The 14,213-nt window shown below is 61.7% G+C and carries 12 protein-coding genes; 7 read left to right on the plus strand and 5 right to left on the minus strand.

The genetic code is table 11. The features are described 5' to 3' along the window. The first annotated feature begins 32 nt into the window (after positions 1 to 32). Genes ACLEJW_RS07095 through ACLEJW_RS07105 form a run of 3 tightly spaced genes read left to right on the plus strand, consistent with a single transcriptional unit; the run spans position 33 to position 1,797 of the window. Entirely contained in the window at positions 33 to 662 is a 630-nt protein-coding gene (locus ACLEJW_RS07095) for an FMN-binding negative transcriptional regulator (protein WP_440777286.1), read from the plus strand. A gap of 11 nt (positions 663 to 673) precedes the next feature. Continuing rightward, positions 674 to 1,120: a GNAT family N-acetyltransferase gene (locus tag ACLEJW_RS07100; protein ID WP_145184466.1), complete on the plus strand. Its 447-nt coding sequence runs from the start codon at positions 674 to 676 to the stop codon at positions 1,118 to 1,120. 5 nt (positions 1,121 to 1,125) lie between these two features. After that, positions 1,126 to 1,797, plus strand: coding sequence for a GNAT family N-acetyltransferase (locus tag ACLEJW_RS07105; protein ID WP_313295091.1), 672 nt, complete (start codon positions 1,126 to 1,128; stop codon positions 1,795 to 1,797). A gap of 84 nt (positions 1,798 to 1,881) precedes the next feature. Here ACLEJW_RS07105 and oadA read toward each other — a convergent pair whose 3' ends face one another. Continuing rightward, positions 1,882 to 3,690: a sodium-extruding oxaloacetate decarboxylase subunit alpha gene (gene oadA, locus ACLEJW_RS07110; RefSeq protein ID WP_145184471.1), complete on the minus strand. Its 1,809-nt coding sequence runs from the start codon at positions 3,688 to 3,690 to the stop codon at positions 1,882 to 1,884. 97 nt (positions 3,691 to 3,787) lie between these two features. Beyond that, complete coding sequence (locus tag ACLEJW_RS07115; protein WP_313295089.1) at positions 3,788 to 5,203, minus strand: acetyl-CoA carboxylase biotin carboxylase subunit; 1,416 nt, start codon at positions 5,201 to 5,203, stop codon at positions 3,788 to 3,790. Positions 5,204 to 5,390: 187 nt separating this feature from the next. Between ACLEJW_RS07115 and ACLEJW_RS07120 the strand changes: the two genes are divergently transcribed. Next, entirely contained in the window at positions 5,391 to 6,353 is a 963-nt protein-coding gene (locus ACLEJW_RS07120) for a LysR family transcriptional regulator (protein ID WP_313454841.1), read from the plus strand. Here the strand turns inward: ACLEJW_RS07120 and ACLEJW_RS07125 are convergent. Together ACLEJW_RS07125 and hexR are read right to left on the minus strand one after the other, a co-directional pair. Then, positions 6,295 to 6,513 carry a PA3496 family putative envelope integrity protein gene (locus ACLEJW_RS07125; protein ID WP_440777287.1) on the minus strand — a complete coding sequence of 73 codons (219 nt, stop codon included), beginning with the start codon at positions 6,511 to 6,513 and terminating at the stop codon, positions 6,295 to 6,297. The genes ACLEJW_RS07120 and ACLEJW_RS07125 overlap by 59 nt on opposite strands. Before the next feature lie 129 nt (positions 6,514 to 6,642). After that, a complete protein-coding gene (gene hexR, locus ACLEJW_RS07130; protein ID WP_145184483.1) occupies positions 6,643 to 7,509 on the minus strand; it encodes a transcriptional regulator HexR in 867 nt (288 codons plus the stop codon). A 103-nt stretch (positions 7,510 to 7,612) separates the two neighbouring features. Here hexR and zwf point away from each other — a divergent pair, with 103 nt between their 5' ends. Together zwf and ACLEJW_RS07140 are read left to right on the plus strand one after the other, a co-directional pair. Continuing rightward, positions 7,613 to 9,055, plus strand: coding sequence for a glucose-6-phosphate dehydrogenase (gene zwf / locus ACLEJW_RS07135; protein WP_313643371.1), 1,443 nt, complete (start codon positions 7,613 to 7,615; stop codon positions 9,053 to 9,055). A gap of 87 nt (positions 9,056 to 9,142) precedes the next feature. Then, the gene (locus ACLEJW_RS07140) at positions 9,143 to 9,457 is read left to right on the plus strand and encodes a hypothetical protein (protein ID WP_145184489.1); all 315 of its coding nucleotides are present in this window, start codon (positions 9,143 to 9,145) and stop codon (positions 9,455 to 9,457) included. 1 nt (position 9,458) lies between these two features. Here ACLEJW_RS07140 and ACLEJW_RS07145 read toward each other — a convergent pair whose 3' ends face one another. Next, the gene (locus ACLEJW_RS07145) at positions 9,459 to 11,858 is read right to left on the minus strand and encodes a putative bifunctional diguanylate cyclase/phosphodiesterase (protein WP_440777288.1); all 2,400 of its coding nucleotides are present in this window, start codon (positions 11,856 to 11,858) and stop codon (positions 9,459 to 9,461) included. 163 nt (positions 11,859 to 12,021) lie between these two features. Here ACLEJW_RS07145 and uvrD point away from each other — a divergent pair, with 163 nt between their 5' ends. Then, positions 12,022 to 14,208 (plus strand): DNA helicase II, encoded by a 2,187-nt coding sequence (gene uvrD, locus ACLEJW_RS07150; RefSeq protein ID WP_313295083.1) that lies wholly within the window; start codon positions 12,022 to 12,024, stop codon positions 14,206 to 14,208. Positions 14,209 to 14,213: the final 5 nt, after the last annotated feature.

The raw sequence follows: 14,213 nt of genomic DNA on the forward strand, positions 1-14,213 counted from the left end.
CTAGCATGGGTCCATCGAACAAGGACCCTCATATGTACAACAGCAAACCCCACCAAGAGCATGATCTGCAGCGCTTGCATCAACAGATGCTCGAAACACGTCTGGCGATCTTGATCAGTCATGGCGAACACGGCTTGCTGGCCACTCACTTGCCCGTGCTGGTCGATACCCAGGAAGGCGAGAACGGTACTGTCTACGCCCATCTGGCCCGAGCCAATGCGCAGTGGCAGGACCTGCAAAATGCGGCTGAGGCGTTACTCGTGTTTCCAGGGCCTGACGCTTATGTGAGCCCCAGTTATTACCCCAGCAAAGCCGACAACCCGAACGTGGTGCCAACCTGGAACTACCTCGCGGTGCATGCCTACGGCGCGGTCGAAGTGATCCATGACCCCGCCTCGCTGCTGGACATCGTAAGCCGCCTGACCGCACGCCATGAAGAGGGCCGCAGCGCGCCCTGGCAGGTCTCTGATGCGCCGGCCGACTACCTCGACAGCATGCTGCGCGCCATCGTCGGCATCCGTTTGCCGATCGCCCGCCTGCAAGGGGCACGCAAGCTCAGCCAGAACCGCTCTGTCGAAGACGTCGCCGGCGTGCGTGACGGCCTGAGCGCCAGCCCCGACCACCTGGACAATCAACTCGCCGCGCAGATGCGCTCACTCTGAAGGACTAGCCCATGCCCACCGTTACCTTGCGCCCTGTCAGTACCCATGATCACGCTGCCTGGTTCGATCTCTGGCAAGCGTACTTGCGCTTCTATCAAACCGAATTGGCGCAAGACGTCACCATCAGCACCTGGCAACGCCTGCTCGAGCCCAGCGAGCCGACCCATTCGACGCTGGCCTGGGTCGATGGCCGTGCGGTGGGCATGGTCAACTTCATCTATCATCGCTCCAACTGGAGCATCGAGAATTCCTGCTACCTACAGGATCTCTACGTCGACAGCGGCCAGCGCGGCTTGGGCATCGGTCGCCAACTGATCGAGCATGTCTATGCTCAAGCCAAGGCCGACGGCTGCAGCAAAGTGCACTGGCTGACCCACCAGACCAATGCCACCGCGATCAGCCTGTACGAGCAAGTCGCGGAGCGCTCGGGCTTCATTCAATTTCGCAAAGGGTTGTAGGCCATATGACTGATGCACTGAACTGGACCCCCGCTGCGACACCCAAGGCCGAGCCCATCGATGGCCGCTTCATTCGCCTCGAAAAGCTCGAGGCTGCGCGCCACGGTGACGATTTATGGGCGGTGCTGCAGGGGCCGGCCGCGGACCCGGCACTGTGGGACTACCTGCCCTATGGCCCATTCAGCGAGCGCAGCGCCTTCGATCGCTGGCTGCAGGGCCACGCTACGGGCCAGGATCCCCTGTTCTTCAGCGTGATCGACCGCCGCAGCGGGCAGGCCCAAGGTTTGCTCAGCCTGATGTCGATCGTGCCCGTTCACGGTCGCATCGAAATCGGCCACGTCGCCTTCGGCGCTGCCATGCAGCGCACGCCCAAGAGCACCGAAGCGGTGTATCTGCTGGGCAAATTGGCGTTCAAGCTGGGCTACCGCCGCCTGGAATGGAAATGCAACAACGCCAATGCCCGCTCAAGGCGCGCTGCGCAGCGGTTCGGCTTTACCTTCGAAGGGGTGTTCCGCAAGCATATGGTGGTCAAGGATCACAACCGTGACACCGCCTGGTACTCGATCACCGATGACGAGTGGCCGCAAGTGGCGGCAGGCTTCGAGCGGTGGTTGAGCGAGGAGAACCAACGGCCTGACGGCCAGGTTGAAACGCTTGAGCAATGCCGCAAAGCCTAGCTCGGCGCGCCCCTCCGGAGCGAAGGCAAAAAAAGGGGAGCATTCGCTCCCCGGAGGTTAACCGCTTGTAGCGTGAAGCCTGTTTCAGCCTTCGATCTCGATCAGGATTTCACCCGGCGTCACGCGATCGCCCTTGGCCACGTGAATGGCCACGACCTTGCCGGCGATGGCAGCCTGCACTTCGGTTTCCATCTTCATCGCTTCGGTGATGAGCACGGCCTGGCCGGGCTTGACCGTGTCGCCCTCCTTGACCAGCACATCGACGATGTTGCCCGGCATGGTGGTGCTGACATGGCCAGGGGCGCTGGCCTGCTTGCGCTTGCTGCTGCCACCGCCGACGAATTCATTGAGCGGCTCGAACACCACTTCCTCGGGCATGCCGTCGATCGACAGGTAGAAGTGGCGCTTGCCTTCTGCCTTGACCCCAACCCCAGTGATATCGACCCGGTAGGTTTCGCCGTGCACATCGATGACGAACTCGGTCGGCACCCCTTCGCCACCAGGCGCGGCGACCGCCCCGGCTTCCGGAATCGGCAGCAGCGCCTCAGGGGTGAGGGTGCCTGCCTCGCGTTCTTCAAGGAACTTGCGTCCGATATCAGGGAACATGGCAAAGGTCAGCACGTCTTCTTCGCAACGCGCCAGTGCACCGATCTCGGTACGCAGCTTGGCCATTTCTGGCTTGAGCAGGTCTGCCGGGCGTACGTCGATCACTTCTTCGCTGCCGATCGCCTGGCGGCGCAGCTGCTCGTTGACCACGCCCGGTGCCTTGCCGTAGCCGCCTTGCAGGTACAGTTTGACCTCGTTGGTGATGGTCTTGTAACGCTCGCCAGCCAGCACGTTGAAGAACGCCTGAGTGCCGACGATCTGCGAAGTGGGGGTCACCAGCGGCGGGTAACCGAGGTCTTCCCGGACCCGAGGAATTTCGGCCAGCACTTCGTTCATGCGGCTGAGCGCGCCCTGTTCCTTGAGCTGGTTGGCCAGGTTGGAAATCATGCCGCCCGGCACCTGGTTGACCTGCACGCGGGTGTCCACGGCGGTGAACTCGCTTTCGAACTGGTGATACTTCTTGCGCACCGCATAGAAGTACAGGCCGATTTCCTGCAGCAGCTCAAGGTCGAGCCCGGTATCGAACTCGCTGCCCTTGAGTGCAGCGACCATCGACTCGGTACCCGGATGGCTGGTGCCCCAGGCAAAACTGGAGATGGCGGTATCGATATGGTCGGCACCGTTTTCCACGGCCTTGAGCTGGCACATGGCGGCCAGCCCTGCGGTGTCATGCGAGTGGATGAACACCGGCAGCGACTGTTCGGCCTTGAGCGCCCTGACCAGCTCGCCGGTAGCGAACGGGGTCAGCAGCCCGGCCATGTCCTTGATCGCGATGGAGTCGCAACCCATGGCTTCCATCTGCTTGGCTTGGGCCACGAAGGCGTCGATGGTGTGTACCGGGCTGACGGTATAGGCGATGGTGCCCTGGGCGTGCTTGCCGGCGGCCTTGACCGCTTCGATCGCCACGCGCAGGTTACGTACGTCGTTCATGGCGTCGAAGATGCGGAACACATCGATACCGTTGACCGCGGCCTTGGCCACGAAGGCCTTGACCACGTCATCGCTGTAATGCCGGTAACCCAGCAGATTCTGGCCGCGCAGGAGCATTTGCAGACGAGTGTTGGGCAGTGCTGCGCGCAGCTTGCGCAGGCGCTCCCATGGATCTTCCTTGAGAAAACGCACGCAGGCGTCGAAGGTGGCGCCGCCCCAGACTTCGAGCGACCAATAGCCGACCTTGTCGAGCTTGTCGCAGATCGGCAGCATGTCTTCGGTGCGCATGCGGGTGGCCAGCAAGGACTGGTGGGCGTCACGCAGGATGGTGTCGGTGACGTGGATTTTCTTGGACATTGTTATCTCCTCAAAGCGGCGAGCTTCAAGCTGCAAGCGGCAAGAAAAGCTGATCTGCTTTTACTTGCAGCGTGCCGCTTACAGCTTGCAGCTGCATTCATAGGCCTGCGTGGGCGGCGATGGCGGCGGCGATGGCCAGGGCCAGCTCTTCGGGTTTGCGCTTGATCGAGTAATTGGTCAGTTCCGGGTGGCTTTCAACGAAGCTGGTATTGAACTGACCACTACGGAATTCCGCATTGCGCAGGATCTCCTGGTAATACGCGGCGGTGGTCTTGACCCCCTGCACACGCATGTCGTCCAGGGCGCGCAGGCCACGGTCCATGGCTTCTTCCCAAGTCAATGCCCAGACCACCAGCTTCAGGCACATGGAATCGTAGAACGGCGGAATGGTGTAACCGGTATAGATCGCCGTGTCGGTGCGCACACCCGGGCCACCTGGGGCGTAGTAGCGGGTGATCTTGCCGAAGCTGGGCAGGAAATTGTTCTTCGGATCTTCAGCGTTGATGCGGAACTGCAAGGCGTAGCCGCGGTGCTGAATGTCTTCCTGCTTGACCGACAGGGGCAGGCCCGAGGCGATGCGAATCTGCTCGCGGACCACATCGATACCGGTGATTTCTTCGGTGATGGTGTGCTCGACCTGGACGCGGGTATTCATTTCCATGAAGTACACCTCGCCATCGGCGAGCAGAAACTCCACGGTGCCGGCGTTCTCGTAGTCCACCGCCTTGGCCGCACGCACCGCCAGGTCGCCGATGTAGGCGCGCTGCTCGGGCGTCAGCTGCGGGCTGGGCGCAATTTCGATGAGTTTCTGGTTGCGTCGCTGGATCGAGCAATCGCGTTCGAACAGGTGCACGACGTTGCCAAAGCTGTCGCCGAGGATCTGCGCCTCGATGTGCTTGGGGTTGACGATGCACTTCTCGAGGAACACTTCGGCCGAACCAAACGCCTTGGTGGCCTCGGAGATAACCCGCGGGAAGTTCTGCTCCAGTTCTTCACGGCTGTTGCAGCGGCGGATGCCACGGCCACCACCGCCTGAGGTCGCCTTGAGCATCACCGGATAACCGATGCGCTCACCTTCGCTCAGGGCTTCATGGATGTCGGCGACGTTGCCTTCGGTGCCGGGCGTGACCGGCACACCGGCCTGAATCATGGTGCGGCGCGCTTCGGTCTTGTCACCCATGCGGCGGATGACCTCAGCCGCCGGGCCGATGAACTTGATCCCGCGTTCAGTGCAGATTTCGGCAAGCTCGGCGTTTTCCGACAAGAAACCGTAACCGGGATGCAGCGCATCGCAGCCGGTTTCAACGGCAAGGTTGACCAGCTTGCGCGGGTTTAGGTAACCCTCCAGCGGCTCGGCACCAATGCTGTAGGCCTCGTCGGCACGCTTGACGTGCAAGGCGTGACGATCGGCATCGGAATAGATCGCGACAGAGCGAATACCCATTTCGGCACAAGCCCGCACGATGCGGACTGCGATTTCACCCCGGTTGGCGATCAGGATTTTTTTTATCACTGGATTCTTCCCAAAGCCGTAGGAACAGACGATCCGGTTCTACCGGTCGGCGCGGCCAGTGGTTACTGGCCAGTCGCACAATCACCCTAGCGCCGTGGGTCGATAAACAAAAATCAATATTTGTTAGAGGCAGTATTAGCAAAAGCTTATAGTGCGGTAACAAGGTATTGCCCAAGAGATAATAAAAATGCGTAAGTCCTTGATGCGCATGACATTGCGCCAGCTTCAAGTGTTCAATGAGGTGTGCGACTTGCGCTCATACAGCCGCGCTGCCGAAGAAATGGCACTCACTCAGCCTGCTGTCAGCTTGCAGATTCGCCAGCTCGAAGAGTTGATCGGCCAGCCGCTTTTCGACTATGTGGGTAAAAAGCTGTACCTCACCGAAGCGGCCGAAGCGTTGCAACGGGCCAGTCGCGATATCTTCGGGCGCCTGGAGAGCCTCGACATGCAGTTGTCGGACATGCAGGGCTCACTGCAAGGGCAATTGAAGTTGGCAATCGAATCCAGCGCCAAGTACTTCGTGCCGCACCTGTTCGCGGCTTTCAAGCAGCGCCATCCGGAGGTCAACCTGACCTTGACGGTGGTCAATCGCGCCCAGGCCATCCGCCGCCTTTCCGATAATCGCGACGATCTGATCATCATGTCGATGGTGCCGCAGGACATGGGCCTGGAGTTTCTGCCATTTCTCAACAATCCGATCGTGGCCGTCGCCCCGCCCGGGCATCCGCTGACCAAGCTCGAGCAGCTGCGCTTGCAGGACCTGGAGCCGCACACGTTACTGGTGCGTGAGCAAGGATCCGGTACGCGCAAAGCCTGCGAGGAATACTTCAAGGACAAGCGCGTGCACTTCACCCAGACGCTGGAGGTCGCCTCCGCCGATGCCCAGCGCGAGTGCGTGATCGCAGGCCTGGGCATTGCCTTGCTGACCCGCCATGCGGTGAACATGGAACTGGCAACCGGGCTGCTCCAAGAGCTGCCCGTCGAGGAGCTGCCGCTGTACCGCAGCTGGTGCGTGGTGCAGGCCAAAGCCAAGCGACAATCGCCGGTAGCGCTAGCGTTTCATGCATTCATTCGCAGTGAACGTGCGTTGATCAGTACGCTTGTCGAACGTTTTTCAGGGAGTTCGCTGCCGACACCTGCCACCCGGTGAGCGCGTGCAAATCGGGGTAGTCGGACAACTCGCGCAGCAGTTGGCGCTGGTCGCAGTAGCTCTCGATGGCGCGGCGGTAGGCCATGCGACGCTGATCTTTTTCCTGCTGCTTGCGCGCTTTGGCGTTGGGCAGATAGGTACCGTCGAAATCACGAGCCATGGCGAGTCTCCCTGAGCGGATGCGGGAGCTTCAGACTGGCCTGACAGGTTGACAGTTTGGCTGTGAACGGGTGACAGAACGATGAAAGGTGACGAAGTGTGCCGGCGCGCAGCCAGCACAGGGCCAGCATCAGTCTTCCGTGGCCTTGATCGACTTGGGCGACAGGCGCAGGCTGCGCAAGCTGCGCTTGACGCTCTTGAGGTGATTGACCAGGCTGGGGCCGCGCGCCATGGCGACACCCATGGCCAGCACGTCGATCACCACCAGGTGAGCGATGCGCGAGGTGAGCGGGGTGTAGATTTCGGTGTCTTCATGCACGTCGATGGCCAGGTTGACCGTCGACAACTCGGCCAATGGCGTTGCGCTTGGGCACAGGGTGATCAGGTTGGCCCCGCTTTCGCGCACCAGGTTGGCAGTGATCAGCAGATCCTTGGAGCGGCCTGACTGGGAAATGCACACCGCCACGTCACCGGGCTTGAGCGTCACCGCCGACATCGCCTGCATGTGCGGGTCCGAATACGCCGCAGCGCTGAGCAACAGGCGGAAGAACTTGTGCTGGGCGTCGGCGGCCACCGCGCCAGAGGCGCCGAAGCCGTAGAACTCCACGCGTTGCGCCTGGGCCATGGCGCTGACTGCCTGCTGCAGCGCCTGCGGATCAAGGTGCTCGCGCACTTCCATCAAGGTGTGCAGCGTGGTGTCGAAGATCTTCAGGCTGTAGTCGGCAACCGAGTCGTCTTCATGGATGGCGAACTGACCAAAACTGGCGCCAGCCGCCAGGCTCTGGGCAAGCTTCAGCTTCAAGTCCTGGAAGCCCGAGCAGCCGATGGCCCGGCAAAAACGCACGATGGTCGGCTCGCTTATGCCCACGTTGTGCGCAAGGTCAGCCATGGAGCTGTGCATCACGGCGGCTGGGTCCAGCAGCACATGGTCGGCGACCTTGAGTTCCGATTTGCGCAGCAGATGGCGCGATTGGGCGATATGTTGCAACAGATTCACGGGCTGGACTCGGTTATGATCGGCTGGCCGGGATGTAGCTTTCTTGTAGTTATACTACATGGACGCCAACCCGCCCAGTTAAACGAACGTGGAGCGTGGTGGTTTGACTATTCCTTGCGACATTCTGGTATTCGGCGGCACGGGCGACCTGGCCTTGCACAAGCTCCTGCCGGCGCTCTATCACCTGTATCGCGAGGCGCGTTTGCACAATGCCGTGCGCATCATCGCGCTGGCGCGCCGGCACATAAGCCGTAACGAATACGTTCGCCTCGCCGAGCGGCACTGCCGTGCGCAGATTGCTCGCAACGACTTCGAAGAAGAGGTCTGGCAGCGCTTCAGCGCGCGCCTGGACTATTTCCCGCTGGACGCCTCGCAAAGCGCCGACTTCGGCCGCCTGGCGCGCTATCTGGGGGAGCCGGGCGGGTTGACGCGGGTGTTCTACCTGGCCACCGCCCCCAATCTCTTCGCCCCGATCGCCACCCACCTGCAGATTGCCGGGCTGGCCGACAGCGAAGCGCGCATCGTGCTGGAGAAACCGATTGGCCATTCGCGGGCCTCGGCCACGGCCATCAATGAGGCGATCGGCGCCGTGTTCGGCGAATCGCAGGTGTTTCGCATCGATCACTATCTGGGCAAGGAGACGGTGCAGAACCTCATGGCGCTGCGCTTTGCCAATGCGCTGCTGGAGCCCGTGTGGCGCAACGGCCAGGTCGATCACGTGCAGATCAGCGTGTGCGAAACCCTGGGTGTCGAGAACCGCGGGGCATACTACGATCGCGCCGGTGCGACCCGTGACATGCTGCAGAATCATCTGTTGCAGCTGCTGTGCCTGGTGGCGATGGAGCCACCGGCGCAGTTCGAAGCCGAGGCCGTGCGGGACGAAAAGGTGAAGGTGCTGCGCGCACTCAAACCCATCTGCGGCCAGGACGTGCAGGACAAGACCGTGCGTGGGCAATACGGTGCCGGCTACATCGGCGGCCAGGAGGTGCCGGCGTACTACTTCGAAAAGGACGTCGATAACGACACCGACACTGAAACCTTCGTGGCGGTGCAAGCGCACATCGATAACTGGCGCTGGGCTGGGGTGCCCTTTTATCTAAGAACCGGCAAACGCATGGCGCGCCGCTCATCGCAGATCGTCATCCAGTTCAAACCGGTACCCCATGAGCTGTTCAATGGCGGGCAGGTCAACCAGTTGGTGATCCAGTTGCAACCTGAAGAACGTATCAGCTTGCGCATGATGAGCAAAAGCCCGGGCAAGGGCATGCGCCTGGAACCGGTCGAGCTGGACCTGAACCTTGCCCAGGTGTTTGGCCAGACCCGTCGCTGGGAAGCCTACGAGCGGCTGCTGCTGGACATTGTCGAGGGCGACTCGACGCTGTTCATGCGCCGCGACGAAGTCGATGCCGCCTGGGCCTGGATCGACCCCATCCTCAATGGCTGGCAAGAGCATTTCCAGGCGCCCCGCCACTACGCCGCCGGCAGCAATGGGCCGGAACAGGCCAATACTCTGTTGGCCCGGCACGGCAGGCACTGGCACAGCTGAAACGCTTCGCTCTGCTGGCCCCATCGAGCTACCCGCATTCTGGCGCGCAGAAGGGCATACCGCCCTTCTGCACACAGGAGTTCACCCATGTCCATCGCCAGCAAGAACTGGAAGGTCCAGCACGACAAAATGCCGCCAGGCGCCCGCCTGCGGGTGCACGGCACGGTCACCGTCAATCACCCGGGTATCGAACCGGTACTGGTCAGGCGCGCTGCCCAGAACGGTTCGACGACCGTCACGCTGGACCTTGAGCTGCAGCGCAAGGAAGGCGCATTCGTACAAGTCGTTTGCGACAAGGCTGTACGCTTCGAGGAGTCGATCCTCGACACCGTGTCGCAGGTGGAGATTTTCCATGACGGACAATTGCTCGCGTCCATCACGGACATTCTGATCACCCACTGACTTAGCCCTCCAGGCGGATGCTGAGCTGCCCGAGCACGGGGGCGGCGCCCCAGCAATGGCCCAGCATTGCGCGGAATTCCGGCTCAGGGACAGGTTTGCTGATGAGGTAGCCTTGCGCCTCATCGCAAGCCTGTTCGCGCAGAAACGCCAGTTGCTCGTGTGTTTCCACCCCTTCGGCCACGACCTTCAGACCAAGGCTGCGCGACAAGGTAATGATGGCCTGGGTGATGGCTGCATCCTGGCTACCAGGGTGTAGACCGCGTATGAATGCCTGGTCGATCTTCACATAGTCGACCGGCAAGCGTTTGAGGTAACTCAGGGACGAATAACCGGTACCGAAATCGTCGATGGCCAATTTTACCCCCAGCGCGTGAAGCTGTTCGAAGGTCGAGATGATGTGCTCGACGCTTTCCAGTAGCTGGCTCTCGGTCAGCTCCAGCTCCAGCAACTGCGGTGTCAGCCCCGTCTCTTCCAGCACCTGCCGTACCAGGCTTACCAGCTTGCCTTGGCGCAACTGGTACACCGAAAGGTTGACCGACACCCGTACCGCAAAGCCTTGCAACGACCATTGGCGCGCTTGCCGACAGGCCTGGCGAAGCACGAATTCACCGATTGGCGCGATCAGCCCGGTTTCCTCTGCCAGGCCGATGAACTGCGCCGGCGGCACCATGCCGCGCTCGGGGTGCTGCCAGCGCACCAGCGCTTCGGCCGCGTGCAGGCGGCCGCTACGCAGGCACAGTTTGGGTTGGTAATAAACCGTCAGCTGCCCTTCGTCGATGGCTTTGCGCAGCTGGTTCTCCAGCTGCAAGCGCTCAAGCGTGCTGGCGCGAAGGCTTTCGGTGTAGAACTGGAAATTGTCACCGCCCAGATGCTTGGCGTGCTGCTTGGCCATGTCTGCCTGGCCTATCAGGGCTTCGACATCCCGCGTTGCATCGGACAGCACGCTGATACCCACCGAAGCGCTGACCACCACTTCATGCCCGTCCAGGCGCTGGGGTTTGCGCAGCTTGTTGAGCAAGCGGGTGGTCACCCGCACCAGGCTCGACAGGTTGCTGTAGCCGTCGAACAGCACGGCGAACTCGTCCCCCGACAGCCGAGCTACCGTATCGGCCTCCGGCACGGCGCTCACGATGCGCCGGGCAATCTTGCGGATCAGTTGATCGGCCAGCTCGTGGCCCAGGCTTTCGTTCAACAGCTTGAAGCGGTCCAGGTCGATGTGCAGCAGTGCCAAACTGCGGCCATTGCTGCGAATCCGCTGCGCCGCTTCTTGCAAGCGCAGCCGGAACAACGAGCGGTTGGCCAGCCCGCTGAGTTCGTCGTAGTGAGCCAGGTAGCGCAAGCGCTCTTCGGAGGCGCGACGCGCCGACAGGTCGGTGAAAAAACCGACCAACTGGCTCACGCGGCCATCACGATCGCGCACGGCCTTCAGTTGCAGCCATTGGGGATGCAATTCACCCAGCTTGCGTGACTCGACCAGTTCGCCCTGCCAGTCTTCGTGCTGCTCGAGCGCTGCCTCGATGGCTTGGCTATGGCGCCGCGCATCACTGTGGCAGGGCAAATCGAACAGCGCCTGCGCCAGTACCTCGCTGCGGTCGTGACCGGTCATCTGGCAGTAGGCCTGGTTGACCGCCAGTACCACCTTGTCGGCACTGAGTATCACCACCCCTTCACTACAGGCTTCGAACACCGTGGCCGCCAGGCGTTGCTGCTCTTCCAGCGCCTTGCGCGCAGAAATTCGCTGCAGGTCCTGATTCAATGCCTGATTGTGAAAGCGCCGCAGCAAGCTGCACTCCAGCAGCCTATGCACTTGCCAGGCCACCACCAGCAACGCCACCAGCAAGATCAGGCCGAGCCAGCCCCAACCGCGCTGCTGGCCCGCCTCGAACTGGAACAGGAACAGGGTCGGCGGCAGCAGGCAAGGCAAGGCAAAACTGAGAAACGCCGGCAGGCTGACGGCATAGGCGATGCTCGCACTCAAGCTGGCCATGCCCAGCAAGCCGAACACCCACGCCTGTTGCACGAAGTTGTCTTGCGGCACCAGCGCGATGGCGGCACCGGCCAGCGTCAGGCCACTGAACGCAGAACCGAACATGAACATGCGTCGCCAGGCAGGGTTGGCCTGACGTTGCGCTGGGGCATTGTTGAACGCCGTGACCTGAATCAGGCGCAGCGCTACCAACGCCAATAACCAGGCCAGCCCTACCCCCACCAGCAGTCGATTCCCAGGGCGCCACATCAGCCAGGCGCAAAGCAGCCCGTTGAGCAGCATGAACAGAGTGGGCAACAGCGAGCCCTGATACAGCAAGCGGGTACGTTCGACCGACAGTTCGGTGGCGAACTGCCTGCGCAGCTGCTTGGTCATCTCCGACGATACGCCGATCGCCGCGCAGTCCTGGGTCATGGTAGCGAGTCTTGTAGGGTTCTTATTATGGGCAGTGCCGAACGAGCTGCGATCTTACACAACCGAGCGAGCGCACCAAACACCCGATGAACGACAGCTGCAACGGTGAATATTTATACAGTAGATATTTGCCCCATCCCCGCCCTCCCCCTAGAATGGCCGGATGCACACAGATGACCTCTCCCTCCTGCTCAATTCCCTCAACGATGCCCAACGCCAGGCCGTCGCCGCCTCGCTCGGGCGTCAGCTGGTGCTTGCGGGCGCCGGTTCCGGTAAAACCCGCGTGCTGGTGCACCGCATCGCCTGGCTGATCCAGGTCGAGCAGGCTTCGCCGCATTCGATCCTGTCGGTGACGTTCACCAACAAGGCTGCCGCCGAAATGCGTCAGCGTATCGAGCAACTGCTGGGGATCAACCCGGCAGGCATGTGGGTGGGCACCTTCCATGGCCTGGCGCACCGCCTGCTGCGCGCACACTGGCAGGAAGCACGGCTGGTGCAGAACTTCCAGATTCTCGACAGCGACGACCAGCAAAGGCTGATCAAGCGCGTCATGCGCGAGCTTGGCCTCGACGAGCAGAAGTGGCCCGCCCGCCAGGCGCAGTGGTTCATCAACGGGCAAAAGGACGAGGGCCTGCGCCCGCAACATATCCAGGCCGGCGGCGACCTGTTCCTGCAGACCATGCGCGATGTCTACAGCGCCTATGAATTGGCCTGCGAGCGCGCCGGGGTTATCGACTTCTCGGAGCTGCTGCTGCGCGCCCTCGACCTGTGGCGCGATCATCCAGGCTTGCTCGAACATTATCAGCGGCGCTTCCGGCACTTGCTGGTGGACGAATTCCAGGACACCAACGCCGTGCAGTATGCCTGGCTGCGCCTGCTGGCGGGCCAGCAAGGCGGCAGCTTGATGGCGGTCGGCGATGACGACCAGTCGATCTACGGCTGGCGCGGCGCCAAGATCGAGAATATCCACCAATACACGGCGGACTTCCCAGACGCCGAGATGATCCGCCTGGAGCAGAACTATCGCTCCACCGGCGGCATCCTCAAGGCGGCCAACGCCTTGATCGCCAACAACAGTGGGCGCCTGGGCAAAGAGCTGTGGACCGACATGGGTGAAGGCGAGCCGCTGACGCTGTATGCCGCCTACAACGAACACGACGAAGCGCGTTACGTGGTCGAAACCATCGAAAGCCTGATCAAGAAGGGCAGCGCGCGCAACGACATCGCTATTCTGTACCGCTCCAACGCCCAGTCCCGGGTCCTGGAAGAAGCCTTGCTGCGCGAGCGCATCCCCTACCGTATCTACGGCGGCCAGCGCTTCTTCGAACGCGCCGAAATCAAGAACGCCATGGCCTACCTGCGTCTGATCGAAGGTCGTGGTAATGATGCTGCACTGGAACGGGTGATCAACGTGCCGCCGCGCGGCATCGGCGAGAAGACCGTCGAAGCCATTCGCGAGCATGCCCGCCACAGTCAAACGTCGATGTGGCAGGCGATGTGCCAGCTGATTGCTGCAAAAGCGCTCAAAGGTCGAGCCGCCAGTGCCTTGGGCGCTTTCGTCGAACTGATCGAAAGCCTGGCCAGCAAAGTGGCCGACATGCCGTTGCACACCATGACCCAGACGGCCATCGAGCAGTCCGGTCTGATCATCTATCACCAGGAAGAAAAGGGTGAAAAGGGCCAGGCACGGGTAGAAAACCTTGAAGAACTGGTGAGCGCGGCGCGCAACTTCGAAACCAGCGAGGACGACGGCGACCTGTCGCCGCTCTCGGCGTTCTTGGGCCATGCGTCGCTGGAAGCCGGTGATGCCCAGGCTCAGGAACACGAAGACAGCATTCAGCTGATGACCTTGCACAGCGCCAAGGGCCTGGAGTTTCCCTACGTGTTTCTGGTGGGCATGGAAGAAGGCCTGTTCCCGCACAAGATGAGCCTGGAAGAACCCGGCCGCCTGGAAGAGGAACGGCGCCTGGCCTACGTAGGCATTACCCGCGCCATGCGCCAGCTGATCATGACCTACGCCGAGACACGGCGGCTGTATGGTAGCGAGACCTACAACAAGGTATCGCGCTTCGTCCGCGAGATTCCAAGTGGCCTGGTCCAGGAAGTGCGGCTGTCCAACAGTGTCAGCAGGCCGTTTGGCGGGGCTTCCAGTGGTGCCAGCAGCCTGTTCGCCAACGCCGCGATTCCGCAGACGGCCTTCACCCTCGGGCAGCGGGTGCAGCATTCGGTATTCGGTGAAGGGGTGATCCTCAACTTCGAGGGCTCCGGCGCGCAGGCGCGGGTGCAAGTGAACTTCGCCGAAGGCAGCAAGTGGCTGATGCTGGGCTACGCCAAGCTCGAGGCCCTATAGGGCGA

It is taken from the genome of Pseudomonas sp. SMSB3, from assembly GCF_052041965.1.
GTDB lineage: Bacteria > Pseudomonadota > Gammaproteobacteria > Pseudomonadales > Pseudomonadaceae > Aquipseudomonas.

Coding starts and splice junctions, on each gene's coding strand:
- ACLEJW_RS07105 (WP_313295091.1), top strand. CDS start 1,126: ATGACTGATGCACTGAACTGGACCCCCGCTGCGACACCCAAGGCCGAG.
- ACLEJW_RS07145 (WP_440777288.1), bottom strand. CDS start 11,858: ATGACCCAGGACTGCGCGGCGATCGGCGTATCGTCGGAGATGACCAAG.
- ACLEJW_RS07140 (WP_145184489.1), top strand. CDS start 9,143: ATGTCCATCGCCAGCAAGAACTGGAAGGTCCAGCACGACAAAATGCCG.
- uvrD (WP_313295083.1), top strand. CDS start 12,022: ATGCACACAGATGACCTCTCCCTCCTGCTCAATTCCCTCAACGATGCC.
- ACLEJW_RS07125 (WP_440777287.1), bottom strand. CDS start 6,513: ATGGCTCGTGATTTCGACGGTACCTATCTGCCCAACGCCAAAGCGCGC.
- oadA (WP_145184471.1), bottom strand. CDS start 3,690: ATGTCCAAGAAAATCCACGTCACCGACACCATCCTGCGTGACGCCCAC.
- ACLEJW_RS07100 (WP_145184466.1), top strand. CDS start 674: ATGCCCACCGTTACCTTGCGCCCTGTCAGTACCCATGATCACGCTGCC.
- ACLEJW_RS07120 (WP_313454841.1), top strand. CDS start 5,391: ATGCGTAAGTCCTTGATGCGCATGACATTGCGCCAGCTTCAAGTGTTC.
- ACLEJW_RS07095 (WP_440777286.1), top strand. CDS start 33: ATGTACAACAGCAAACCCCACCAAGAGCATGATCTGCAGCGCTTGCAT.